22 protein-coding genes are annotated in these 24,643 nt (G+C 40.8%); 9 read left to right on the top strand and 13 right to left on the bottom strand.

Features of this window, described 5'->3' with window-relative positions; genetic code table 11:
* Positions 1 to 38 precede the first annotated feature (38 nt).
* Complete coding sequence (locus L4C54_RS19510; RefSeq protein WP_428809453.1) at positions 39 to 1,037, top strand: transporter; 999 nt, start codon at positions 39 to 41, stop codon at positions 1,035 to 1,037.
* Positions 1,038 to 1,247: 210 nt separating this feature from the next.
* On the opposite strand, the gene L4C54_RS19505 is transcribed toward L4C54_RS19510, so the two are convergent.
* The 4 genes from L4C54_RS19505 to L4C54_RS19490 are packed head-to-tail and all read right to left on the bottom strand — an operon-like array spanning position 1,248 to position 3,581.
* Positions 1,248 to 1,847: a hypothetical protein gene (locus L4C54_RS19505; protein WP_428809452.1), complete on the bottom strand. Its 600-nt coding sequence runs from the start codon at positions 1,845 to 1,847 to the stop codon at positions 1,248 to 1,250.
* A 22-nt stretch (positions 1,848 to 1,869) separates the two neighbouring features.
* Positions 1,870 to 2,547, bottom strand: coding sequence for a C39 family peptidase (locus L4C54_RS19500; protein WP_428809451.1), 678 nt, complete (start codon positions 2,545 to 2,547; stop codon positions 1,870 to 1,872).
* Between the two features lies 1 nt (position 2,548).
* The gene (locus L4C54_RS19495) at positions 2,549 to 2,875 is read right to left on the bottom strand and encodes a carbon storage regulator (protein WP_428800629.1); all 327 of its coding nucleotides are present in this window, start codon (positions 2,873 to 2,875) and stop codon (positions 2,549 to 2,551) included.
* Between the two features lie 16 nt (positions 2,876 to 2,891).
* Complete coding sequence (locus L4C54_RS19490) at positions 2,892 to 3,581, bottom strand: hypothetical protein (RefSeq protein WP_428800630.1); 690 nt, start codon at positions 3,579 to 3,581, stop codon at positions 2,892 to 2,894.
* Positions 3,582 to 4,123: 542 nt separating this feature from the next.
* On the opposite strand from L4C54_RS19490, the gene L4C54_RS19485 reads away from it, so the two are divergent.
* Positions 4,124 to 4,789, top strand: coding sequence for a helix-turn-helix transcriptional regulator (locus L4C54_RS19485; protein WP_428809450.1), 666 nt, complete (start codon positions 4,124 to 4,126; stop codon positions 4,787 to 4,789).
* Positions 4,790 to 4,922: 133 nt separating this feature from the next.
* A complete protein-coding gene (locus L4C54_RS19480; protein ID WP_428809449.1) occupies positions 4,923 to 5,618 on the top strand; it encodes a ferric reductase-like transmembrane domain-containing protein in 696 nt (231 codons plus the stop codon).
* A gap of 16 nt (positions 5,619 to 5,634) precedes the next feature.
* Here L4C54_RS19480 and L4C54_RS19475 read toward each other — a convergent pair whose 3' ends face one another.
* From L4C54_RS19475 to L4C54_RS19450, 6 genes are all read right to left on the bottom strand, one after another.
* On the bottom strand, positions 5,635 to 7,365 hold the full coding sequence (locus L4C54_RS19475; protein WP_428809448.1) for a putative bifunctional diguanylate cyclase/phosphodiesterase: 1,731 nt from the start codon (positions 7,363 to 7,365) through the stop codon (positions 5,635 to 5,637).
* The gene (locus L4C54_RS19470; protein WP_428809447.1) at positions 7,352 to 7,828 is read right to left on the bottom strand and encodes a response regulator; all 477 of its coding nucleotides are present in this window, start codon (positions 7,826 to 7,828) and stop codon (positions 7,352 to 7,354) included. The genes L4C54_RS19475 and L4C54_RS19470 overlap by 14 nt, the downstream gene beginning before the upstream one ends.
* Positions 7,797 to 9,422, bottom strand: coding sequence for a sensor histidine kinase (locus L4C54_RS19465; RefSeq protein ID WP_428809446.1), 1,626 nt, complete (start codon positions 9,420 to 9,422; stop codon positions 7,797 to 7,799). Before L4C54_RS19465 ends, L4C54_RS19470 begins: the two co-directional genes overlap by 32 nt.
* A gap of 12 nt (positions 9,423 to 9,434) precedes the next feature.
* Positions 9,435 to 10,424, bottom strand: coding sequence for an ABC transporter substrate-binding protein (locus L4C54_RS19460; RefSeq protein WP_428800636.1), 990 nt, complete (start codon positions 10,422 to 10,424; stop codon positions 9,435 to 9,437).
* Between the two features lie 253 nt (positions 10,425 to 10,677).
* Positions 10,678 to 11,715, bottom strand: coding sequence for a LacI family DNA-binding transcriptional regulator (locus L4C54_RS19455; RefSeq protein ID WP_428809445.1), 1,038 nt, complete (start codon positions 11,713 to 11,715; stop codon positions 10,678 to 10,680).
* A 234-nt stretch (positions 11,716 to 11,949) separates the two neighbouring features.
* A complete protein-coding gene (locus L4C54_RS19450; RefSeq protein ID WP_428809444.1) occupies positions 11,950 to 13,581 on the bottom strand; it encodes a cellulase family glycosylhydrolase in 1,632 nt (543 codons plus the stop codon).
* A 375-nt stretch (positions 13,582 to 13,956) separates the two neighbouring features.
* On the opposite strand from L4C54_RS19450, the gene yghU reads away from it, so the two are divergent.
* Together yghU and L4C54_RS19440 are read left to right on the top strand one after the other, a co-directional pair.
* On the top strand, positions 13,957 to 14,814 hold the full coding sequence (yghU, locus tag L4C54_RS19445; protein WP_428809443.1) for a glutathione-dependent disulfide-bond oxidoreductase: 858 nt from the start codon (positions 13,957 to 13,959) through the stop codon (positions 14,812 to 14,814).
* 148 nt (positions 14,815 to 14,962) lie between these two features.
* A complete protein-coding gene (locus L4C54_RS19440; RefSeq protein WP_428800640.1) occupies positions 14,963 to 15,202 on the top strand; it encodes an RNA recognition motif domain-containing protein in 240 nt (79 codons plus the stop codon).
* Between the two features lie 155 nt (positions 15,203 to 15,357).
* Here L4C54_RS19440 and L4C54_RS19435 read toward each other — a convergent pair whose 3' ends face one another.
* Positions 15,358 to 17,034 carry an ABC transporter substrate-binding protein gene (locus L4C54_RS19435; RefSeq protein ID WP_428809442.1) on the bottom strand — a complete coding sequence of 559 codons (1,677 nt, stop codon included), beginning with the start codon at positions 17,032 to 17,034 and terminating at the stop codon, positions 15,358 to 15,360.
* A gap of 564 nt (positions 17,035 to 17,598) precedes the next feature.
* Here L4C54_RS19435 and L4C54_RS19430 point away from each other — a divergent pair.
* From L4C54_RS19430 to L4C54_RS19420, 3 genes are all read left to right on the top strand, one after another.
* Positions 17,599 to 18,588 (top strand): ABC transporter substrate-binding protein, encoded by a 990-nt coding sequence (locus L4C54_RS19430; RefSeq protein ID WP_428809525.1) that lies wholly within the window; start codon positions 17,599 to 17,601, stop codon positions 18,586 to 18,588.
* Between the two features lie 168 nt (positions 18,589 to 18,756).
* Positions 18,757 to 19,656 (top strand): ABC transporter permease, encoded by a 900-nt coding sequence (locus tag L4C54_RS19425; RefSeq protein ID WP_428800642.1) that lies wholly within the window; start codon positions 18,757 to 18,759, stop codon positions 19,654 to 19,656.
* Positions 19,649 to 20,899: a quaternary amine ABC transporter ATP-binding protein gene (locus L4C54_RS19420; protein ID WP_428809441.1), complete on the top strand. Its 1,251-nt coding sequence runs from the start codon at positions 19,649 to 19,651 to the stop codon at positions 20,897 to 20,899. Before L4C54_RS19425 ends, L4C54_RS19420 begins: the two co-directional genes overlap by 8 nt.
* A gap of 41 nt (positions 20,900 to 20,940) precedes the next feature.
* Here the strand turns inward: L4C54_RS19420 and L4C54_RS19415 are convergent, their stop codons facing one another.
* The gene (locus tag L4C54_RS19415; protein WP_428809440.1) at positions 20,941 to 21,714 is read right to left on the bottom strand and encodes an aminoglycoside phosphotransferase family protein; all 774 of its coding nucleotides are present in this window, start codon (positions 21,712 to 21,714) and stop codon (positions 20,941 to 20,943) included.
* 30 nt (positions 21,715 to 21,744) lie between these two features.
* Positions 21,745 to 22,683: a LysR family transcriptional regulator gene (locus tag L4C54_RS19410; RefSeq protein ID WP_428809439.1), complete on the bottom strand. Its 939-nt coding sequence runs from the start codon at positions 22,681 to 22,683 to the stop codon at positions 21,745 to 21,747.
* Between the two features lie 267 nt (positions 22,684 to 22,950).
* Here L4C54_RS19410 and L4C54_RS19405 point away from each other — a divergent pair, with 267 nt between their 5' ends.
* Complete coding sequence (locus tag L4C54_RS19405; protein WP_428809438.1) at positions 22,951 to 24,603, top strand: MFS transporter; 1,653 nt, start codon at positions 22,951 to 22,953, stop codon at positions 24,601 to 24,603.
* Positions 24,604 to 24,643: the final 40 nt, after the last annotated feature.

Genomic DNA, 24,643 nt, shown 5'->3' with positions numbered 1-24,643 from the left:
GAATAAACGTTAACTGATCAAGTTCAAGGGACCGTTTAATGACACGTATTTATCGAATTGCTTCATCCATCATCTTACTTCCCGTCGCTTTTAATGTAGTCGCTGCGGAAGATGAAAATACTCAGGCTAAGAAACCCCAAACGGTCCAAGATGTACTTGAGCAGCCAAGCGTACTCACACCTGAGGGAGCGTTCCAAATGGAGACTTCGTTAAGTTACACACAGAACTCTTCCAATAAAGTTTCGGTCGTGGGCTATACAATTCTTCCTACGTTAATTGTAGGCCGAATTGAAGTCAGTGATTCGGACAGAACAACAATCACAGCAGGGTTAAGTGGGCGGTATGGTATTTCGAACCACACAGAGCTAGAAGTTCGTATGCCGTATGTTTACAGAAGCGACCAAATATCTACTCGGCCGATTCAAGATGGTGCGGCCGACGAAACCATTAATACCAATTTAGACGGAGGTGGGCTTGGTGACATAGAAGTGGCTCTGCGCCATCAGTTTAACGTCGATTCTACCCCCTATTGGGTCGGAGGTATCCGTGTAAAAACAGACACAGGGAAATCACCCTACGATGTCGAAATAGACTCCGACACTAACAGCTATAGTGAAGTACCTACTGGTTCCGGGTTTTGGAGTATCGAGCCAAGTATTTCAATGATCTACCCGTCAGATCCAGCCGTTCTATTCGCTAACTTTGGTTACACTTATAACTTTAAAGACGAAGTCTCTATTGGAGACAGTCAAGTTGAAGTTGATCTAGGGGACACTCTTTCACTCGCCGCTGGGCTTGGGTTTGCGGTCAATCAAGATCTGTCATTCTCACTAGGGATTAGCCATAAGACGATTTTGAAGAGTAAGATTAATGGGATTGAAGATGATTCAGCAAAACTACTACAACTAGATTCAATCAACTTTGGCGTAAACATTGCGCTATCACCCTCAACATCCTTCAACATCAACGCACAAGCAGGGCTCACAGAGGATACTCCTGACTTCCAACTAACAATGAGAGTCCCTTTCAGCTTCTAAATACTTAACACTTTTTACTTTAATCGATCACTGCTTTGATTATTGCCCGTTATTTATAACGACAGCAGCAATACTTAATAATCAAATAGACAAAAGCCCTGTTTACAATCTAACAGGGCTTTTAGTGTGTTCTACCTAACTCCAAGTGTCGTTTCCCTTGGTTTTCACGCTTCGTACGAGAGTCAGAGTTACGTAGTACTATTCTCTCACTCAATTTTGTATCAATGAACTCATTAATAAGGCATCTTTTAAACGAACATTGTTCTGTGCATTTTTAATCAAATGACTGACTTGAGCGTCCACATCAACAATGGTATTCATACCTATGACGCTGTTATTCAGTGAATTCTGTACAATGTTTGTCAATGCGCCTACGTCTGTTTGCGCTAAAAGTGAACTGCTACTCTGTATTGAACTGCTTTCTTGCGCAAGTGGACTAGAAATCGTATTAGCTACATAGCTTGGTGTTATATCACCAGATGAATTTCCCTCTCCAACTTGCGTGACATTAACAACTCCAATATTAGCCTTCAAAGAGTTGCTAGTGGGTAATGCTTTAATGTGTCCATTTTCAATAACTAGGTTGGCTATTTGGGTATTAAACATCTGTTGACCATTTACGGCTGTGGTTATGCTAAGCCCTATATTCACAACATAATTATCTTTGAGCTGAAAACCTCCTCGATAGCTTGATAATTGCTGGTATGTTAGTGGTGTAGCCTTGATCATCGGGTTACTCAACGGCTCTGCGCATGCTAGTGATGCGACAAATAGGCAACCCACGCCAAGCAATCTAAACCCTTTATCCATGACCTTACCCTTTATCTATGTTTCAGTATTCGCCAGCTTCAGGCAATGTAATTGAAAACGTGCTTAGTGAGTCCCTTACAATACCCTCTCCTACTGGTGATGAATGTCTGACAGCGTAACTGTCATCGTGAATAAATGTCGATTTTCCTATTTCTGCTTTATTCCTAATAAGTAATACAATGCCTTGATAATAATTAGAAAACTCCTCATGAGTCATTAACAATGTACCTCGTGAAGGATCACCAATAATCACCGATTTTTGGTTTATTCCTTTAAGAACAACGAAGTGCATATACCCATCGAAATTAACCAAGGTAATACCAGGGACACCAATATTTTTAAGTTTAGACAATTCCAGCTGGAATCCATCAGAGCTGAACCCTTGCGTAGCTAAATACTGTTTCATATCTAGCAATGAGAAGCCTTGCTCGTGAATAAGTTCCTTATCACCATTTTCATACATCAACTTGAATATATCTTCCTCTGATGAAGGAGTTTGATAATGAAATTCTAATAAAGAAGCTAAAGCCGCTGAGCCACAACTAAAATCGTATTGCTGTCGTAATACCTCACCAAAAGTAATTTCCTGATAACTTTTAACCGGTACATTAAAGTGCCCTCGACTTGGAAAGAAGTCTAAGGCAAAAGGGGGAGCTGAATATATCAGCGCCACCCCTATAATTAACTGACAGATTTTCATATTACTCCAACGATAGATTAACTATTGTTGCGTTTTGAATAAGTACATTATTGCCGCTATTTTGAATCACATTGGTTATTCCAGAACTATCTAATAACGCTCCGGATGCAATAATATTGCTACCCGTGGTACTGTAGTCAGCACTATTTCCTGAACTTATTCCATGAATATCTGAAGATGCCACAACACTGTCAATATCAACGTAATATTGTCCTCCACGCGAATCACTTAATTCAGTACTCGACAGTGTTGCATCGGTTAATAAAAGTTCGTCTGCTGTGGCGGGTAGCAATGTTATCGTGCAAATGACGAAAAGTGCTAAACGCATGATCGAAACTCCCTGTTTAATCAGTAAATACAGAAGCGTTAACAGCAACAGATTGTTGTACTAATGAGTTACCACCTGAGTTTTGCGCAACCGTTGTAATACCTGCCGCACTACCAAAGCCATTCATGGTATTCATATTATCCACACTTACCTGGCCATGATTACCACCAGCGCCATAAACCACCGTTGCACCAGCTACAGAACCCAATGTCGTAGCATTTGCGATAACGGTATCTGACTCAATAGTAATCTCATAACTCTCATTATTTGAGAGTCTGTTATTACTATTATTCCAAGTACTATCGTTGTCATTTTCGGTGTTAGTCAGAACGTTGCCACTGTCGTCAACATTACCGCTGTCATTTGTACTGTTATCTGTTGCTGTTAAGGTATTTCCACTATCCTCTACATCAAGATTACCACTGTCATTGGTACTGTTGTCTGTCGCCGTTAATGTATTGCCGCTATCCTCTACATCAAGGTTACCGCTATCATTTGTACTGTTATCTGTCGCCGTTAGAGTGTTACCGCTATCATCAAGATTACCGTTGCCACTGTCATTAACACTGTTATTTTGGTTACTGTTAAGATTGTTTCCGCTCAAAATATCATCGCTGCCATTTGAATCATTCGAGTCTGCAAATACCCCTCCTGATGCCAATAACACTGAAATAGCAATAGCCAACCCTGTTTTAGATAGATTCATAATGTTTGCTCCATTAATTTTTCATTCATACCATTTGAATTACATCATTCTGTCACCCATTTACTTGGGCAAAATGATTATAACCATTTAAATAATTACGAACGTTTCAATAATGAGAACAGTTATTCAACCCAACAAAGTTAACATATACACATCAATAATATTTAATTTTAATCCATACAAAACAACAAATTAAACAAAGATAAAACATCATTAACTAGTGTTTTATTAAAGTTAGTATAGATAAGTAATTATCCTAGTATTACTGGCAATTAGTCACTAAACATTAACTATATAGTTTAATCGCATATTTGATAATTAGGTAAACTATTGAGAAACACCACTAAACAAAGAGATAGCAACAACATCAATATTAAAGCACTGCTTATGGATCACAATTAATAATAACATTCATGTAGATATTCAATTTCACTCTAATGAATTGGCATTAGATTTTTTATTCGCAGGAAAATCACAAATAGGATTAGTAAAACCATCAACTAAAATACATAAGTTTTCACATCAAAATAAGGCATATTATTATGAGCACGATTCGTATTACACATCTAGCAGAGATCAACAGTCTAGAGTATCAACTGCTCGAAATGAAATTGACCCAAACCCCGAATACCTCACTTAGACATTGTAGCGCTGAGCAATTTTCTAATGCCGAGAACCTGAGTCAAACTGATTTGGCTATCATCGATTATCAATACATGAAAAAACTCATTGAGGGTGATACCTTACCCAATTTCGACTTATTGCAAATTCAGTTTCTTGTTCTTAACGTACCAGATCAGGTCAATGACACCCAATTTTTACATTTTAATATGCTCAGTGGATTGCTAACTCGCTCTTGCCGTATTGAACACCTAGCAAAAAGCATCGAATACATTTTATCTGGCGGTTTGTGGTTTCCTCGACACTTTTTAGAACTGTTGATTTTTAACAGTCGAAATCCAAATAGTAACACTCAAGTCAGCTTTGATTCGCTGACACTACGAGAGCGTCAGGTGCTTAATCTTTTAACTAGAGATATTTCTAATCTGAACATTGCCGAACAGCTTTTCCTATCAGAGTACACCGTTAAGACTCACGTATATAATTTGTTCAAGAAACTGAATGTTCATACAAGAAGTGAGGCTAAAAAGGTTGCTCGCCAAATACAATTAAATGGTCATGACTCAAAATCAAACAACGACCGTTGATAGCTGGTGGTGATGAAGGGAATTGACCATGCAGAAGATGAATAGATCGGTTAACTCAATATGAATGGAGATTTAAGCACTCATTAATACGTATTGTTCATAATAGTCGTTACGTTCACCAAGAGAATTCATTATGAGCAAGTTATTCATGGCGACGACACTGCTATTCATTACCTTATTTGGTCTGTATACAACGTCGATTTGGCCTGTGTCTATCAATAGTACTTTCCTAGAACATCAAGTGACTCAACTCACTGGCATGCTCACTCTTGGCTACTTATCCATTGTTATGCTGTTATCCATCAAGCCAAAATGGTTAATCAGCCGATTTTTTAAAGTCGGTGATATGTACAAAGCGCATAAGGAGCTCGGTATAGCGAGCTGCTTTTCTTTGGTTTTACACTGGTTATTGGCAAACGATGTCACCTTATCAAGCTGGCTATTTGACGGGTGGATGCAGGATTTTGGTGAGGATCTAGGTGAAGTTGTTTTATATCTACTCTTACCTTTTGTGGCACTAAGTCTTAGTCGGCTGTTTAAGCTACGATGGTTCAAGAAGGTGCATCATGTGGGGGGTATCATTTTCGTAGTCGCCGCGACTCACTCTATCTTGTTGCTTGAGAGTGGCTCAAATCAGTTCCTATTTTCGAGTAGCGTTTTGGTATTTAGCTTAATCGGTATTGTATGTGCGTATATAACCCTATCAAAACATACAAAGCCGCTAGTAAGGGCGTTACGCCAAAAAGGGGAAGAAATGATTAAACACTTAGCTAATGCTGATTGGAAGGTATTTCACTTACTCCGCTTGTTCCCAACAAAGATCAAGTAAGGTTAAGCCAAGTCAGCTATTTACTTCCAACCTGATTAACTCGCTCACGTTTACTGTTGGTTAATAGACCCAAAAACTCCTGATTGGATATCGATTTGGAAAAAAGCTCACCTTGTAGCCGATTGCAACCAAAGTGAATAACTTGCTCTTTCTGTTCAGATGTTTGAACCCCCTCAGCAAGAACGCTTTTATTTAGCTCTGTTGCTAAGGCTATAATCGATCTCACCATCGTTCGGCTTTGATTATCAAATGGTAATCCTTGAATTAAAGAAGAGTGGATTTTTATGGCTTCAAAAGGTAATTCTGTTAATTGATGGAGCGACATGTAGCCTTTGCCAAAAGCATCAATAGACAAGGAAACGTTCAGGTCTGATAACTTTTCAAACACTTTGTTGCCCAAGCTGCCTAATTCATACAGGCATTTTTCTGTTATTTCAAACCTTAAACACCTTGGAGGGAACTGCGTTTGTTCCAGTACTTTTTCAACAGTAGTAATGAAACTTTTGTCTTCAATTTGCTTAGCAGAAAGATTGATACAAAGAACAAATTCACTATCAACAATGCCCTCTTTATGCCATTGACTAACCACACGACAAGACTCTTCAAGTGTCCACTTTCCACAAGGTATCGTATAACCTATGTCATCAAGAAAAGGCAAAAATGACTCAGCATAGAGATCGCCAATCGCTGGAAGGTTCCATTTGGGAAATGTTTCAACCGCAACAACTTGGCCTTGATCGTTCACAATCGGTTGGAACTCCAATAGCAACTCTTCATCGAGATTTTGGCTAATTTTATCCTTCACCTGATGTCGGCACGCAAGTAGCTCTTCAAGCTGATTATCATAATAGTGAACACTATTACTTGGCTCACGCTTAGCTTTGTACATTGCGATATCAGCTTGTTTAAGTGCTTCCTCTGTTGAGATAGGCTGATCGGAAACAACAGTAATCCCAATACTTACCGATATGTATACCAAGCCTTCATCAAGCTGAAAGGGTTCTTGCATTAATCCAAACAGTTTCTGTGTTACCACCTCGGTACTTTCCATTGAGTTCATTGACTCCATTAAAATGGCAAACTCGTCCCCAGCTAATCTCGCAACGCAATCTTGTTTACGAACACTCGCTTTAAATCGACCAGTAATTTGCCGTAATAGTTCGTCTCCAGCGGAGTGACCTAACGTATCATTAACCTGTTTAAATTTGTCCATATCAATAAAGAATACGGCCATTGTGTTCATACTTCGCTTAGAACGCTCTAACGCCTCACTAACTCTAGACAAAAACGAACTGCGATTGAGTAAGCCTGTCAATGCGTCGTATTGAGCCAGATAACTTAGTCGGTCTTTGATTTTTTTTCGCTCTAATGCGTAACGAATGCTTTTGTGCAAAATGTAACTATCAAACTTGCCTTTGACGATATAATCTTGTGCACCACTTTTCAGTGCCTCTAATGCCGTCCCTTCATCATCCAATGAGCTCACTACAACAACAGCAATCGCAGGATCATGCTTGAGCACCGCATATACCGCCTCCAAACCACTAGCATCAGGAAGAGATAAATCGAGCAAAACCACATCAAACGGTTCTTCTGTTAATTTACTTAACGCACCAGATAACGTCTCAACTTGTTTAAGGTCAACATCCGACGCATTCTCTCGATAAAGATATTCATACAATAGCCGCGAATCGCCCGGGTTATCTTCTACCTGCAGTGTCCTAATGCGTTGATTAGCACTTGGCATATTGCTCTCCATTGTATGCCCCTGACGGTAACTGGACCGCTGAAAACCAAAAACAATCAATCGCTTTCACAAACTCAGTAAATTTTGAAAAATCGACCGGCTTAGTTATATAGCAATTGGCGTAATGGCTATAAGCACGGTTAATATCTTGAGGTAAGTCGGAAGATGAAAGAACAGCGACAGGAATGCTCCTTAAACGCTCATCAGATTTAATATAGTCGAGGAGTTCCCAGCCACTGACTTTAGGTAAATTGAGGTCCAGCAATATGAAATCAGGGTATGTGCCCTCTCCAAACTGTCCGTATTCATCCGTATGAGTAAGGTAATGAAGCGCTATCTCACCATCTTCAAGATGAATCACTTCTACATTATTTACCATGTTTTGGTTACTCATTGCTTCAAGTGTTAATCGAGCATCGCCAAGATTATCTTCAACTAGCAATATTTTGATATATTTCTGCATCTGAATTCTCCTTTTCTATTGCAAGCAATGATTTTTTTTCAATGGTGAAATGAAAGGTACTTCCTTGTCCAAAAATGGAATCAACCCATATTTTCCCACCTAACTTTTCTGCAATACTATGGCAGATAGACAGACCCATTCCATTCCCTTCATACTCAGTACGGCTATGTAATCGCTGAAACACTTTGAAGATTCTAGCTTGAAATTCTTCTTTAATGCCTATTCCGTTATCCGTCACTGATACATGCCAATGGTCTGAATTAGATAACACTTTTACAGTGATTATTGCGGGGCTGTCCTTTTGAAACTTCAATCCATTCGCGATTAAATTTTGGAGCAATAACATGAGTAGAGATTCATCAGTAACTACCTCTATCTCATTAATCTCTTCAGAAAAATGAATTTCACCTGAAGACTGCGCCAGTAAAAAGGTGAGATTCCTCTCAATACATTCAAGCGTTTGTCCTATATTGACAGCCGATAGATCCAGCTCTTTTCTGTTTACTCTAGAGTACTCAAGCAAATCCTTAATGAGCTTTTGCATTCGAACCGCACCCTCAACAGCAAAGCCAATAAATTCCTTGCCATCTTGGTCTAGCTTATCAGCATATCGCTGTTCGATTAATTGAGTATAGCTCGCAACCATTCTTAATGGTTCTTGTAGGTCATGCGAAGCAACATAAGCAAACTGAGCAAGATCTCGATTACTTCGTTCAAGTTCGACCATTTTGATCTGTAGTGTTTCTTCCGCGTCTTTTCTCTGAGCAACTTCAAGCTCAAGCTCCGCAGTTCGAGTTTCCACCATACTTTCTAATTCAACATTAAAATTATGAACACTTTTAGACATTGAGTTAAAAGAGCGGAAAAGAGATCCAATCTCATCATTAGCTTTAGAAGATATGCCTATATCGTAATTACCCTCTTCCATTCTTTTCGTTGCATTTTTAAGCTCGATTAACGGTTTGGTCACAATGATTCGAGAGATAAAGTAAGCTGAGCCAATTAAAATTAGATTCATTAAAATAAAAATAGAGAACAGTGTGGTTTGACTCTTTTGTGATGATTTTAATTCGGCTAGAAAAGCGTGATTTAAATTGTACATATTACCAATCAAATCAGTGTGTAATGAATTGATATGTTGTTCTTTTATTCGCCATTGATTAAACGTATTTTCTATCAATAACTCATTTCCACCCATGACACTTGAAATGAACCGGTCAGACAAGGCTACCAAATTTCCTCGATGACTAAGGTAGGTATCAATATCATAGTTAATCAGGTATGAGTGACTAAAGGTTTTTAGCTTATCTAAGGTTCCAAGGATATTGACTCTTTCTTTCTTTATTGACTTGATGATTTCAGCGTCTTTAGAAACATAAAACTCAAATAACAACGAACGTAAATTATTCTCCCTCTGACTTAAGGTAAAACTAAGCAACTCTATATTGCTAACAGCATTAGTTTTCTCTTCGATGGACTGTTTAATCACCGACAAGTCATATAGCAAATACGAAAACTGAAGAACCGCGAGAGCCCCCATTAGAACAAGGGGCGCGGTTAATTTAACACTGACACTGTGATTTTTATTTTTCATATCGGCACTGCGCTATAAAATAGTCACAGCTTTAGGATTCACTGACTTAATAAACTTGGTATCAATCAGAGCCCTAAAATTCGGTAATTCATTGGATAATTTTCTTTGTTTTATAATCCACTGAGCCTCCTGCTCTAGGACAGTAACCAATACGTTATTCAATTTCACAGCTCTTTGATAGTCACCCCACGTGCCTTCAATACTTTCTCTAGAGTGGAGGTTTAAAACTGAAATAACCAGCTCCTTCGCCTCTTCAGGTGATTCCAGCAAATATTGCTCGGCGCGTATTAGCGCTCTAACAACAGCGGCAACTTGAGTATTCTTCGCGGCAACAATTTCATCTCGCCCGACCAACACTGAAAATTCGGTATAGGCGTTAGAGTAGAAGCTGGTAGAGTTTTCAGAACCAATAGTCGTTTTAAGTTTGTATAAGTGAGGATTCCAAATCGCTGCCGCATCAGCATTATTGTTTGCGAGCGTATCTTGAAGATTTTCAGGCCTAACATCGATCATTTCGACCGAATCAATTGGGATGCCTTCACTGGCTAGATACATAGTTAAGAAAAAATCAGCGTTAGTATTCTGAGGAACGGCTATGGTTTTTCCGATTAAGTCACTGGGTTCTTCAATACCTGAAGACTTCAGCGCTAACATAGCCGTATTTTTATTTGAAAAATGTAGAGATGAGATAACTTTTAAACTCTCACCCGCAAGGGTTTGTAGTACCACTGGCGTTTCATAAGTAGTGGCTAAATCTGCATTACCTTCGACCGCATCTTGAAGTGCATCACGACCCGATGTGAACGAACGAAAAGTGACATTCAAACCTTCATCTTCAAAATAGCCTTTCTCTTTAGCAATATAGAGCAATGAGAAAACAGGTTGAGATGCTTCTGCAATGACAAAGTCTGTTAATTCTTCTTGTTCTACGTTATTCATCATAAAATAAACGACAAGTAGTAGAACAGCGATCGGTAAGCCTATCCATTTTTTTACTGACATTATTATCACCATTATTATAATTTGTGGTGTTACTAATAATTAATTCTACGCATTACTTTTACATGCATTAACGAAGTATGATACAGAACACTTATTATGCAAGGTCACTATAAATATACCGGAACAATGTCAGAAATCGTATTGAGCTTTATCCTTTTAGATAATAAATATATAATTCAGATACTTATTAAAGTATGACTATTACACTCATAGTTAACATATTTAATATCCACTCAATAAGTTATTAATATTATTATACTTTAACTAATTCTATCGACTTTTCCTTACAGGACTCTCTCTCAACGACGGATAAGAAATCCTCCCCCCATAACGAGTTATCTTTTGACGAACATATTCCTAGCCGTTCAGCTATTTTTTCAGCCGCCAATACACCATAGTATCTCGATGGTTGGCTAACAGTGGTTAATGGTGGATTAAAGGCACTGGATACTTCATGATCATCGAAACCGACCACTGATACTTGCTCTGGTACGTGAATCCCTGCTTTTCTTAACGCATTAATTGCGCCAAATGCCATTTGATCGTTTGCAGTAAAAATCGCACTAAACTCGATCCCTTGTGACAAAAGCGTTTCAACTGCTTTCTCACCACTGCTCACTTCGAAATTACCGCCAACAATGAGCTCTTGCACAGGGGCTAAGCCGGCTTTTTCTAGCGCTTCCATATACCCTAACATTCTCTGTTTGGCATCAGGATGGAACATTATCCCAGAAATATGGGCAATTTTTTTATGACCCAAACGCAATAAGTGATTGGTCGCTAAGTACCCCCCGACAAAATTATTCGTACAAATACTAGAGACTTGTTCATTTTCAACGTCATAACTGCCAACGGTGACTAAAGGAAGATCCAATGCTAAATCTTTCAGCTGCATGTTGGTTAAGCTTCCCCCGATAACAACTACGCCATCAACGCCTTGCTTTAAGAGAACTCTAAAGCGAGAAAGCTCCGTTTCATTGATCCACTTCCCTATTGTGACTATGGGGATAAGATTAAATTCCGCCAGTTTCTCTTCAAGTCCCGACAAAATTGCGTTGGAATGCGGACACAACGCATAAGGAACAATGACACCGATTAAATGGCTGCGATCACCCTGTGTGACGATGCTTTTCGTTCGTGGATGATAGTTAAACTGTGCCATCGATTCTTGTATCCGTTTTTGCTTATCACGACTGACATAACCTCTGCGATGAAGGTAGCGAGATAGAGTCGAAACAGATACGGATGCACTGATGGCGATATCATTCAATGTGGGCTTTTTCTGGCTCATGATCGACCTATCTGCATGTGATTCTAAAAATGAACATATCTCGAAAGTACACGCTCTTCCAGACTCTAGAATTGAGCGCTAGCATGGTAAGTTTTCTCACGTTCTTATTACAGGTGATAAAAATTTTTTGCGCACTTTTGAAAGGAATATCAAAAAAGCTCAGGCCAACGTGATACAAACGTTGGCCTGATTCATTAAGACGTTATCGACTTATAACTATTGTCACTTATAACGTTACTGACAGCTGCCAACCAAAGTCCACGATGCATCACTTCCTGGAGTCGAGCTTGTGTACCAGTTTGCTTGGTATTTATTCCCTTGGTACTGCATCTCTTCACCTTCCAGTAGATGGGTGTTTGGGCCACCTTCATAATCAGCATGTAACCAATTTGGGTATTCAGTCACACCATTACAGCCTTCAGAAGGAGGAGGAGTGATATCACCGCCATCTGATGGCGTCATTTCAAACCAATTCAAATTCCAACCGCCCGTTTTTACAGACAGTGCGATGGTTTGAGTTCCAGCTTGAGGGATAGATACCGAATGAGTGATGTCCTGCCAATTTTGCCATCCACCCGTGCCACTAACACTGATCTCACCAAAGACCACATCACCACCCGCTTGCTCGATTTGAATCACACCCGCTTGTGCATGGTCAGAAGCAACACGGTAAGTCACATCATAGTCACCAGCTTGAGGGGCATTTACTTCAAACGTTATCCAATCACCATCATCAGTCCAGCCGAGGTTCTGACCACCTCCGACATCTGTTGTATCCTCAAATTCAAGCCCACTAGAGTGACAAAAGCTAGATACATCCACACGGGCCGGTAGCGTATTGGTTTGACAAGGCCCCGTAAGGTCCGAATCGCCGCCGTTATCACCACCATTGTCACCACCACCGCTAGTCGGCCAATTTGAGATGATATCTTTCACAAATGAACCTGACTCTGTGTAACTACCCCAAGAAGCTCCCGGAGTAAACATTGAAGAACCTTCTGCTTTGTTATTTAATGCCCAGTTTGCGTGGCTAATATTGTTCTGTTTAAATAGCTCCATCCAAGCATTCGTTTCGCCGTAATTTACCGCACCATCACCATTGGCATTAACCGTTCCCCACTCCGTGGCCATTAAAGCAATACCGTTGTTTAATGCTACTTGAACCTTATCCCTCAACGATTGCCCATGAGTGCCAGCATAGAAGTGAATGGTATACGCGATATTCGGGCGGTTAATCGGGTCATATGAAGCTGAATCCACATCTTGTGACCAAGATGGTGTACCCACGACAATGACACCCGTCGGATCAATAGAGCGTATCTTATCAATGATAAACTCGGCATACGGTTTAATGTCGTTGCTCCAGCTTACTTGCAATGGCTCGTTGTAAATCTCATAGATTACGTTGTCATGATGACCATATTTTGTTGCTACATGAGTAAAAAATGCTTCTGCTTTTGACCAATCTTCGTGAGCGTGATGACTGTGAAAGTCCACTATCACATACATATCTTCGGCTATAGCAGCTTCAATAACAGTTTCAAGGCGTGAAATATTTCCGTTCCAATCGTCCTCTACTCCCCCTTGCGCACTAGAACCAATTGCCGCTCGTATTAACGTCGCGCCTAATTCCGTTTTTGCCTTTCGAACATCATTAGCAGTGTAAAAGTTTTCCCCGCCCCAACCTGTATTACTCCAAAAAAGGCTCGGCCCAGCAAAGCTTTTAGCTTCACCACCAGCTAATACTTGATTACCTGAAACAGTCAATGGCGCAACCGCCATTGCAAACTGTGTAGAGGCAGCTAGAAGCGTTAGTGAAAAGAGCGAGTTCTTAATGAATCGCTGTGATTTTGTTTTTTTAATCATGCTGTTATATCCCTATAATATTCATGTCATTGGAAACTAGAACAAAATTAACAGCATGAATTTGGCGTCAGCAATCGATTTAGTTATCAATATGCTGCATACCTGTTACCTTCGTGATGTACACTCCGGGTATCGTTCAACGTAAGACCAAATCGATGAACTTTTTATTGGTGTAAAGTTGAAGACGATCACATCGCCAATTCTTCACTATTTTGCAGAAAAATGTGGTGCCATAAGCAAGTTTCATGAGATTTAGATGTTGATCAAACGTATATAAGTTGGACAAATTACAAGAATGAGAACAATGATCGATTTTTATAGTGAATGAACACATAATCTAACGTTTACTATGCATCAGCTAGATAGGATAACGAGATGACAAAAGAATATATCCCGCCGAAGGTTTGGCAAGAAGATACGAACGGTGGCAACAAGTGGGCAAATATCAATAGTCCAACCTCTGGGGCTAGAGTGGAGAAAGCATTACCCGTGGGAGAGCACTCTCTTCAATTACACTCTCTTGGTACGCCCAACGGGCAGAAGGTCACAATAATGCTTGAAGAGTTGCTTGCATTGGGTGTTAAAGAAGCTGAATACGATGCCTATCTAATCAACATTGGAGAATCAGATCAATTCACTTCAGGATTCGTCGGTATTAACCCAAACTCTAAAATTCCCGCTTTAGTCGACAAGTCAGGTGAGCAGGACGTTAATGTCTTCGAGTCAGCATCGATTCTGGTCCACCTTGCCGAGAAGTTTGGACACTTCTTACCTAAAAGCGGTGCAGAACGATCTCAAACGTTTAACTGGCTATTTTGGGTTCAAGGATCAGCGCCGTTTTTAGGTGGTGGTTTTGGGCATTTTTACTCATACGCCGATGAAAAACAGGAATACCCTATCAACCGTTTTGCTATGGAAGCAAAACGTCAACTAGACGTTCTTGATAAGCAACTGGCTAACAATACCTATGTAGCGGGTGAAGAGTATTCCATTGCTGATATGGCTATATGGCCTTGGTATGGGAATTTGGTTCTTGGGAACCTCTATGACGCCGCTGAGTTCTTACAAGTTGAAACTTATACTCACGTATTACGTTGGGCAAAAATGCTTGAAAGCAGAGAGGGCGTTCAACGGGGACGAATTATAAACCGTTCATGGGGTGAAGAGTGGGAACAGGTAGTAGAGCGTCACAGCGCCGACGATGTTGATCAAGTACTAAAACTTAAGCCATAGGCTGTATCGCGACCGATTCAGTTGTCGGGGACACTCTCGTCCCCAATAACATTTAAGTCCAAATGACAAACCAAGTTAGATTTACCTTGGTTTGTCTGGTTTAACCTGCGACAATCTAGCCCGTTCTTTCAATACCAAACGGTTTACTATGAAACTTTTAGTTCGCAACCTAGCGCGCACAACAACAGAACATGAACTTCGTGTTTTATTTCAAGCTCACGGCGACGTAGGCGAATGTACTCTTGTATTAGATCAGGAAACGGGTCAATCAAAAGGGTTTGCATTTGTTGAAATGTCCAATGATGCTGAAGCTAAAGCCGCTATCTCTGGTCTTAATTTATCAGAAGTTGCCAAAAGTAAGATTCGCGTAAAAAGAGCCAATAACTAAGAGATACTTCTCTTAGCAATATTCTCTTTTTCGAAAAAAAGCCAGCCTAACTAGTGTGTCTGTTAGGGCTGGCTTTTTACTTTCTATCTTGTAGTGACGGTTTGTTAATTAACCAATATGTACTTAACTTATTGGCCTTAGATCCATTTCTTAGTTTAAGATCCGCTTCTTGGCTTTAGATCTAAGACATGCAATAGACGCTCAGGTGTCCCTTCCCAAATCATTGGACGACCTTTCGGGTTTTCTGCATTCCACCAACCAGTAAAGCGCTTGGTGTTGTATTGGTAGAAGTTAGGGCCAGATAAAACAGGCACTGTGATCTGATTCTCAGCAATATGCGCTTGGATCTGATGAGCAATGCTTCTCTGTTCCGTGCTGTCTGCCGTTTCATAAAAGCCATCTAGCAGTGAGTCTAACTCATCGCTTTGCCAGTGGTGCATAGCAAACCTTGGCATTCCCTCAGAAGCTTGTAGTCGTGAATGATAGCCACTGTCCCAATAACGGTGTGGGGTAGCCCCGTGGAAGTAATTGGTATAAGCCACATCATACTCAGCATTGGCCATCGCTTGGTTGTACACCGAAAAGTCAGGCGTTCTAGCTCTTACTTTAATTCCTATCTCATTAAGCTGCTCAACTGCTAGCATCACGGTATTGTTAAAGTCAGTCCAACCTTGAGGGGACTGAATCGCCAGTTCAAATGGTACACCTGACTGACTTTCAACAAAGCCATCGCCATTGGTATCTTTATAACCAGATTCCTTAAGCAACTTGCGCGCAACGTCTGGTGAATACGTCATATAAGGTTGGTACTGCTTATGTGTCTCTTCATTGGACCACGCTTCAAAGGCGTAGCCTAAGCCCGATGCAAAGTCATTTACCACTCCATTACCGTAATTAGCCACATCAATTAGTACCTGCCTATTGAGTGCCATTGAGAATGCTCTACGGAAATTAACATCATTCATCACTTCATGCTTAACCGTGTCTTTCGACTTGTAATTAAACATAAACGCTTGCGTACCTGCAGGTGGGTACCAGTAACCGTGCTCGCTAGATGCTTTTAAATAAGTTTGGTCGATATCTGGTACAAACGACCCTGCCCAGTCAATTCTTGAATTCATCAACTCACCAAGAACCTGATCATTGTGATTCATCTGAGGTACTCTCAAGCAATCTACATCTAAGTTTTTGCTATCCCAGTAATGTGGATTCTGACATTGAACAAACAGCGTAGCCGTAAATTGGGGGAGTTCAGTAAAAGGCCCTGTTCCAATAGGATTTGGATTTAAGAATGTCAATGGATCACTCTCACTCATCCACTGATGTTTCGGAACAACAGGCACTTGCACAAGTTCATACGGCGCATTTGTGTTGACTTCATTTAAATGAAAGCGAATTTGATGGTCATTTATCTTTTCGATGGACTTAATATTGCTGCTTACACCTCGGTCATCGAATGCTGGATATTTTCCAATCAGCTCAAAGGTATAGAGAACATCATCAGCACTAAATACTTCACCGTCAGACCACAGAACGTCTTCTCTTAAATCAAACCTGACACTCAATAAGTCTTCACTTAATTCATAATTGGTTGCCAATCGAAATTCTGGCACATTCCCTTTTAGTTCATTAAAGATAACGAGCGGTTCAAAGATAAAATCTCTTGCTGTATGCATGCGCGAAACCGAAAATGGATTAAAATTTCGAATCAGTGACGCATTGTGATTTGGAATAATTGTTAACTGAGATTTGTCTGATAAGTCCGCCGCATTAGTCATCGGAGAAAGTGCTAATACGGTGGAAAACGTACCGAGTAACCAAGTTTTATTCATAAGTCATATCCTTGTGTTTATTTACAGGCAACGTAGCGACAAACACATCTATATACAAGTAACTAAAAAACCTAATATCCACAAAATATCTGCAACTGATAACGCTGTAAGTTACATTGGTACAACATACTGTTTTTATTACTAATAACTCCTTGATATATTGAGGTGTCACTCGAAAAAACACACTACTTTCTAGTAACTTTACTACACCGCCGTATATGTGTAACAAACTGTGATATTTTCCATTTTGCGAGCGGGGATAAACTGCGATTCTATTTCGCATTTTAGACATTTATTACCGCTAATATCCCTTATTGAACTACACATCATTATTTACTGACTGACCAGAAATTATCAAAAATAAAAAACGTTGTTTCATAGCTAGAGCATCAAAATAATTGATCGATAAAAATTAGATGCTCAGTGAATAATATGAGTAATTTCGCCAATTATAATTAATAATGTGTTAAATTATGTCTTCACTTTATGTGATTCATCATTATGAGAACAAACGGTTGTGTTTTTTTGACAACCTAATAAAAAGAGAAAGGAACCTCTATGAATATGAAACTGGCAACGCTGTTGTTATTAGCTACTTCTGCTGCTTCGACTACTGCAAATGCTGACGAGTGTGGTTCGGTCACGATCGCCGATATGAACTGGTCTTCAGCAAGCCTAATCGCAAACATTGATAAATTCATTCTTGAGCACGGTTACGATTGTGATGCCGATTTAATCCCTGGCGACACAATGCCTACCGGCACTTCCATGATCGAAAAAGGCCAACCAGATATCGCTCCGGAGTTCTGGAGTAATTCAATGAAAGATGCGCTTGATAAAGGTGTTGAAGAAGGTCGTCTACGCTACGCAGGCAAATCACTTGTTAACGGTGGTGAAGAAGGTTTCTGGGTACCTAACTATTTAGTTGAGCAGTACCCTGAAATGGCAACAATTGAAGGTGTTATCAAACACGCAAAACTGTTTAAGCACCCTGAAAGCAAAGATGTTTCTGCATTCTACAGCTGCCCAGCTGGCTGGAACTGTCAAATCAGTGCTAACAATCTTTTCAACGCAATGAACCTTGAAGATGCTGGCTTTGAAATTGTTGACCCAGGCTCAAGTGCTGGTCTTTCTGGTTCTATCGCAAAGGCTTATGAGCGTGAGCAAGCATGGTTTGGTTACTACTGGGCACCAACTGCGGTACTTGGTAAATACAACATGACTAAAGTTGACTTTGGCAGTGGTGTAGACTTGGAAGAGTTCGTTAACTGTACAACTCATGAAGAGTGTGAGTCACCAAAGGCAACAATGTACCCACCATCACCTGTACATACTATGACAACAGAAGCATTTGCAGTTCGTGCTCCTGAAGCTTATGCCTACTTAGGCTCTCGTGGCTTCACAAACGCGAAAATGAATGAACTTCTAGCATGGATGGAAGACAACCAAGCTGATGGCGAAGAAGGTTCATTCCATTTCCTAAGCGAATATCCTGAAATTTGGCACGAATGGGTTTCAGCTGACATCGCGAAGAAAGTTGAACAAGCACTATAATTAGTCAGTGCGAAGAAAAGTTTAAGATGATTACGTTAACAAGTACTGCAACGTTAAAAGTGTACTACTTGTAGTAACGACGTAGGACACGTCGTATTAAGTTGAAAACCAAGGCAAGTGTTTAGGTTCTGTTGACCTTGCTTGCCTTGGAATTAAAAGGACAAAAAAATGGCTGACAGTAATTGGCTGAACAGTTTCCCAGAAATGGATCGCTCTGATCTTCGACTCATCCGTAAAACCCTTGATGGCGCCTACCGAGACTTCTCTCGTGAATACGGTGACATGATCGAATCTTTCTTCGATCCTCTACTCTCTTTTTTAGTCTGGTTTGAAAAGCTACTTTTATCTACACCTTGGCTTATCGTACTTGTACTCACAACCGGACTCGTTTACGCCGCAAGCCGCTCATGGAAGCTGGCTCTCGGTGGATTACTTTCATTCATAATGATCGGCTATTTCGGCATGTGGGATGACACTATGCGAACGCTTAGTATCATTACTGTCTGTACCCTACTCGCCATATTCTTGGGTATCCCTATAGGAATCTCGATGGCCCGCTCGAACAGAGTGCAGTCCATTGTCACGCCAATGCTTGATGTGATGCAAACCATGCCCGCTTTCGTATACCTCATTCCTGTGGTTATGCTTCTAGGTATTGGTAAAATCCCAGGCCTTATCGCCGTTGTCATCTATGCAATTCCACCAGTAATTCGATTGACCAACCTAGGTATTCGATTAGTGGATAAAGAAGTCCTTGAAGCCGCGACAGCATTTGGTGCCAACAGTAAGCAGCGTTTATTCGGTGTTCAACTTCCGCTAGCAATGCCAACCATTATGGCGGGTATTAACCAGACGATAATGATGGCTCTATCTATGGTTGTTATTGCTTCAATGATTGGTGTTAAAGGTTTGGGCCAGCCCGTTCTTAAATCAATCACTAACCAGTATTTCACACTAGGTCTTCTCAATGGTTTCGCCATTGTTGCTCTTGCTATCCTATTTGACCGAGCATCTCAAGCGTACGCAAAACGTACTCAAGCACACCTTGGAGATCTGAAACATGACTAAACCACTTATTGAAATCCGTGGCTTATACAAAGTTTTCGGGCCTAAGCCGCATAGTGTGATTGATCGCGTTAAAGCAGGTGTTAGTAAAGATCAAATACTAGAAGAAACAGGCCATACGGTTGGTTTAAAAGATATCAATCTAAGCATCAACAAAGGTGAAATCTTTGTGATTATGGGCCTTTCCGGCTCAGGTAAATCAACACTTATCCGCCACTTTAACCGATTGATTGACCCTACACTTGGTCAGATTGATGTTGAAGGCACTGATGTCATGACCTTAGCTCAGAAAGATCTTGAAGAGTTCCGTCGTCACAAGATGTCGATGGTTTTCCAACGCTTTGGCCTTATGCCTCACCGTAAAGTTCTCGATAACGTTGCCTATGGTCTTGAGATTCAAGGGATACCAAAAGAGCAACGCATAGCGAAAGCCAATGAGTGGATCGAAACCGTAGGGTTAAAAGGCTATGGCGATCAATACCCTTCTCAACTTTCTGGTGGTCAGCAGCAACGTGTTGGTCTCGCTCGCGCTCTGAGTACTGATGCAGAAATTCTCTTAATGGATGAAGCTTTCTCAGCACTTGATCCTTTGATCCGTAGTGAAATGCAAGATCAGTTAATCGATCTACAGCAAAAGCTACATAAAACCATCATATTCATCACGCATGATCTTGATGAAGCACTTCGATTGGGCGATCGTATCGCTATCCTAAAAGATGGTGAACTAGTTCAACAAGGTACGCCTGACGATATTCTATTGAATCCTGCTGATGAATATGTGGAAGCGTTTGTTAAAGACGTAAACCGTGCGCGAGCGTTAACGGTTGAAACGGTAATGCAGCCACCAGCGTATCGTATTACTGCAGAAACGATTGAAGAAGCGCTGACTCTAATGAAGAAGAGTAAACATGACTATGCTTACCATGTTACCGAGGATGGTTATCAAGGCGTGCTTACTCAAGAAGGTTTACAAGACGCGTCTGATGACGATTCAGTGAGCGAGTTCTGTGAAGACATCTATGAAGAAGTCCCTTCGGTTTCTCCTGATGATGCGATTGAAGCCGTTCTTCCCGACACTATGGCGTACGATTATTCACTGCCAGTGGTTGATGAAGACGGTAACCTTAAAGGTGAACTTGAACGAAGTGCGGTCGCTGAGATCTTTGTCGACAATACAGCCGATCTCGATGAGAAGGCTGAGGAAGTCGAAAAAAAAACTGAAAGCAAAATAAAGGAAGCGGTGTAACCCACCTTGTTTAAATGCTGAAGCTACTAACTGATAACACGCTATCTCATAAGGTAGCGTGTTATTTTAGGCTTGTACTGTTTCAAAAACTCAATGTCATTGAGGTACGCAAAGTGATGGCCATCCGATATGTTTTTTTGAAAATGAACGTTACCGTTATTCGCTTGCTCTGTCATATAATTCACTAGCGATTTAATCCGCTCTATCATCACATCCACTACTTTTTCCCTGCCACTCATTTCTAGTCCGTAACTGTCGCAAAACAGCTTGGCCCGTATAAGCTGATCATCAAATGTCCCAAGGCTATCAACTGAATCGGTTTTGAATGGTGCCCAGCAGTATATCGAAAAAGCCACGTCCCAAACTCTTGGGGCTGGATGCGCAGTATCAAAATCAAATACGCCCGTAACTTCATCGCAGCTTAAAGCCACGTTATACGGAGTAAAGTCACCGTGACAAATCACCTCTACAGGTGACTTTATAGGTAACATCCAAGGCAAGTCATCGATATTATTCTGGTCAACAAAACTGAGTGAAGCGTCATGTAGTTTCTTTAATAGCTGAGCCGCCGTCTGTAGCGCGACAGTCGAAGCTATAGGTCCCATTAAAGGGTAATTATAGGTATCCCCTTCAACGTAACTCAGAACTTCACTTTCACTCGTCACTTTTATTACCGTCGGGCACTCTGTTAGCCCTTGGGAGTGAAAGTGTTCAAGCAGACGATGGATAGTTGTAGTCCAAGGGTTAAAATGTCTAATAACGGTTTCCCTATCACGAAACACGCTATTTTCTCGGCCACCTTTTAACAGTTCCATAGAGACTCCATCTCAAATCAAGTTTAGGACTTATTTATGAGCAATGAATAACGGTTCGTCAGAAAAATAACGTGTGTTCACTAACTCGTAAAGGTTGTTACGAATCCAAGTGTGAGTCGGATCCTTATGCATTTTGGGGTGCCAATATAGGTAGATATTCACCTTAAACGATAGATCACAATCGATTGGATAAATATCGTTACCAACCGAATAAAGCTCAGGAAGAAAGGCGATCAAATCTTGGTGCTTAACTGCATCGACGATACCACTGAAACTATGAGCTTGAAAGGCGACCTTACGTTCCATTCCAATTTGACTAAATTGTTCTGTCGCGAGAATCTCACCCTGCCCATTCCCCGATAAACTAGCAAAAAAGCATTGAGCAATCTCTTCAGCAGTGTGATGTTTTTTCTCCAATACTGGATTTTCGATGCTATCAAAAAGACGGTATTTTATTTCGCCGAGCTTTCGGCTATACAGATAATCGGGGGCATCAGGTAAGTTCCCAATAGCAAGATCAATATTCCCCTCTTCAATGTCGATATAGATATGTTCACTTCGAGGTTTAACTGATAATAAAACCCTAGGATCTTGCGCCTGTGCCCAATTAAGCAGTGCTTTTGTTGCAATACCATAAACATCATTCACTGAGAGCGTAAACTTAATGTTCTTTTCTTCGGGCTTAACTTCAGTCAAATCATGCAAAAAATCAATCGATTCAACAATCTTTTCTAAAGCGGGTAGCATCTGTTCGGCAATGGGGGTTAACAACATTTTGTTGCCTTGCCTGACCAATATATCGTTATCAAACACTGTACGTATCTTAGACAAATACTGACTCATAGCAGATTGGCTAATATCGAGTTTTTCAGCTGCACGCGTCACATGCTTCTCTTGAAGTAACGCATAAAGTGGTATTAGCAAACTCATGTCATTACGCATACAGTTTTGCAGCCTTTTCTCATTCATAGTTAGCCCCTTGATTGACATTTTTAATAGTAACATTTAGTAATGGTTATTCAATCCAGTGATTTTCTTCAAAAATATATTTGCCTTTATCAATGTTTTTAATTTGATTTAGCTCAAGACGCAAACGTTTGCACCACGTAAATAATGGGTTATTAGAATTGCTAATAACCGGTCATTAGCTAGCCACCATTCCTAAATACACGCCATACATTAAGATCTCCGAAACTTTATTGATCCAATAAATATTACTTCAGGAGTACACATACTATGAATCAACACACTGACACGAACACTAAGGGACTTGCCAAATGGCTAGTGTTGTTTGTGCTCTGTGCCGCTCAAGTAGGGACAAGCGGTGATAACTCAATCATCGGAATTGCAGCAGCAGAATTAGTTAATACCTTTGGCGCATCAATGAGTGATGTCCAAATGGCAAACGCGACTTATTCACTGATGACTGGCGCATTTATGATCGCTGGTGGTTTAATGGGTATGGTTTTTGGTTGGGTGAGATGTTTTCGCCTTGGTCTAATACTACTTATAACCGCTGAAATTGTGGGTGCTTTTGCTCCAACTATTGAAGTCTTTATTTGGGGAGCTCGAGTCTTAGCCGGTATTGGTGCTAGCCTGAGTATTCCAGCCGTTCTTGGTATTATCGCTGGAACCTACAAAGGCAAAGATCAAGCCATTGCTTTTGGTGGTGTCGCAGCCGCGTCAGGGATTGCTTCCGCAGTCATGCCGGTTCTTGCTGCTCTTCTTATCGATAATTTTGGCCTAAGCGCTGCAATGCTCGCAATCGCGGTCTATTTTGTTGGTGTACTTGCTGCTTCATTCAAACTAAAAGAACTGGCTAAGCCTGAGCGCACTCCACGTATTGATGGAATCGGTATCCTGCTTTGTGCTATTGGTTTGGTCCTATTTATTGTTGGTGCGCTTAAGGTGCCTGAACTGGGTGTTTGGCAACCAATTACTGATGCCAACATCCTAGGTATCAGCCCTGCTCCGCTTATGATTATCCTTGGTATTGTTGTACTTTGTGGCTTCTATGTATGGGAAGGCAAAGTAGAAGATACCTACGGTAACTGCCTACTTCCTCGTGCAATTATTACCAATAAACAGGTCATCGCAGGCCTCATGATTGGCGGTGCATTCTGGATTGGTTTTGCTTCTCCTGCTGTTATCATCATTCCACACATGCAAATTGCTGGTAGTGCTAGTGCCCTTTCAGCTTCAGTCATTGGCATTGCTCTAGCTGTGGGAACCGTTATTACCTCAATTATCGTTCCTGCAAAGTTCAGCTCGTTAAAAGTACGAACTGCGAGTTACTTGGGCTTAGGATTAGCTTCTGTTGCCGCTTTACTGTTTGCTCTTTCATTTAGCACTACAGGTATCAACATGGCCATTGCTGCGCTCGCGGCAACTGTACTTGGTGTCGGCTGTGGCTTAATGGCAACACAATGTTCAATCATTGTTACTGATGCACTAGACGAAGCAAACGCACAGCAATCAGGTGGTATCCAAGCTGCAGCTCGAAACGTAGGCTACGCTATCGGTATCGCTTTCATGGGTGTTGTAATGCTGTTGACCATGTCAAGCAGCTTCAAATCAAGTGTAGAGAATTCAGCAACGATCAGTGCAACAACCAAACAAGAAATTGCTCAGTTACCTAGTATTGGTTTCTTAGGTGATACCGCATTCTTGGCATCGATGTCAGAAACATCGGTATTAAAGCAAGATATTGAAGAGCTCACTAAGGTAAACCAAGAGACTCGTTTAACCGCTAGCCAATCGGGTATGTACTCGGTCGCGTTTAGCTTTATTTTACTAGCATGGTTTATTCGCTATCTTCCTCATCGCTCTCTCATGGTTGCTAAATCAGAACCTCGTAAAGAAGATGAATTAGAGCAAGCAAAAGCGTAAAACAACACCACAATTATACCTCATAAAATCAACCCACTAA

Origin of the sequence: Vibrio lamellibrachiae, assembly GCF_050337265.1 — a bacterium.
Lineage (GTDB): Bacteria > Pseudomonadota > Gammaproteobacteria > Enterobacterales > Vibrionaceae > Vibrio > Vibrio kyushuensis.
The sequence above is the reverse complement of the archived record's forward strand: the minus strand, read 5'-3'. Positions and strand labels throughout refer to the sequence as shown.

Bases quoted from the DNA above. Each gene is read 5' to 3' on its own strand.
- L4C54_RS19480 (WP_428809449.1), top strand. From the start codon at position 4,923: ATGAGCAAGTTATTCATGGCGACGACACTGCTATTCATTACCTTATTT.
- L4C54_RS19460 (WP_428800636.1), bottom strand. From the start codon at position 10,424: ATGTCAGTAAAAAAATGGATAGGCTTACCGATCGCTGTTCTACTACTT.
- L4C54_RS19485 (WP_428809450.1), top strand. From the start codon at position 4,124: ATGAGCACGATTCGTATTACACATCTAGCAGAGATCAACAGTCTAGAG.
- L4C54_RS19475 (WP_428809448.1), bottom strand. From the start codon at position 7,365: ATGCCAAGTGCTAATCAACGCATTAGGACACTGCAGGTAGAAGATAAC.
- L4C54_RS19430 (WP_428809525.1), top strand. From the start codon at position 17,599: ATGAAACTGGCAACGCTGTTGTTATTAGCTACTTCTGCTGCTTCGACT.
- L4C54_RS19505 (WP_428809452.1), bottom strand. From the start codon at position 1,847: ATGGATAAAGGGTTTAGATTGCTTGGCGTGGGTTGCCTATTTGTCGCA.
- L4C54_RS19440 (WP_428800640.1), top strand. From the start codon at position 14,963: ATGAAACTTTTAGTTCGCAACCTAGCGCGCACAACAACAGAACATGAA.
- L4C54_RS19420 (WP_428809441.1), top strand. From the start codon at position 19,649: ATGACTAAACCACTTATTGAAATCCGTGGCTTATACAAAGTTTTCGGG.
- L4C54_RS19405 (WP_428809438.1), top strand. From the start codon at position 22,951: ATGAATCAACACACTGACACGAACACTAAGGGACTTGCCAAATGGCTA.
- L4C54_RS19470 (WP_428809447.1), bottom strand. From the start codon at position 7,828: ATGCAGAAATATATCAAAATATTGCTAGTTGAAGATAATCTTGGCGAT.
- L4C54_RS19425 (WP_428800642.1), top strand. From the start codon at position 18,757: ATGGCTGACAGTAATTGGCTGAACAGTTTCCCAGAAATGGATCGCTCT.
- L4C54_RS19465 (WP_428809446.1), bottom strand. From the start codon at position 9,422: ATGAAAAATAAAAATCACAGTGTCAGTGTTAAATTAACCGCGCCCCTT.
- L4C54_RS19450 (WP_428809444.1), bottom strand. From the start codon at position 13,581: ATGATTAAAAAAACAAAATCACAGCGATTCATTAAGAACTCGCTCTTT.
- L4C54_RS19435 (WP_428809442.1), bottom strand. From the start codon at position 17,034: ATGAATAAAACTTGGTTACTCGGTACGTTTTCCACCGTATTAGCACTT.
- L4C54_RS19495 (WP_428800629.1), bottom strand. From the start codon at position 2,875: ATGCGTTTAGCACTTTTCGTCATTTGCACGATAACATTGCTACCCGCC.
- L4C54_RS19510 (WP_428809453.1), top strand. From the start codon at position 39: ATGACACGTATTTATCGAATTGCTTCATCCATCATCTTACTTCCCGTC.
- yghU (WP_428809443.1), top strand. From the start codon at position 13,957: ATGACAAAAGAATATATCCCGCCGAAGGTTTGGCAAGAAGATACGAAC.
- L4C54_RS19490 (WP_428800630.1), bottom strand. From the start codon at position 3,581: ATGAATCTATCTAAAACAGGGTTGGCTATTGCTATTTCAGTGTTATTG.
- L4C54_RS19500 (WP_428809451.1), bottom strand. From the start codon at position 2,547: ATGAAAATCTGTCAGTTAATTATAGGGGTGGCGCTGATATATTCAGCT.
- L4C54_RS19415 (WP_428809440.1), bottom strand. From the start codon at position 21,714: ATGGAACTGTTAAAAGGTGGCCGAGAAAATAGCGTGTTTCGTGATAGG.
- L4C54_RS19455 (WP_428809445.1), bottom strand. From the start codon at position 11,715: ATGAGCCAGAAAAAGCCCACATTGAATGATATCGCCATCAGTGCATCC.
- L4C54_RS19410 (WP_428809439.1), bottom strand. From the start codon at position 22,683: ATGAATGAGAAAAGGCTGCAAAACTGTATGCGTAATGACATGAGTTTG.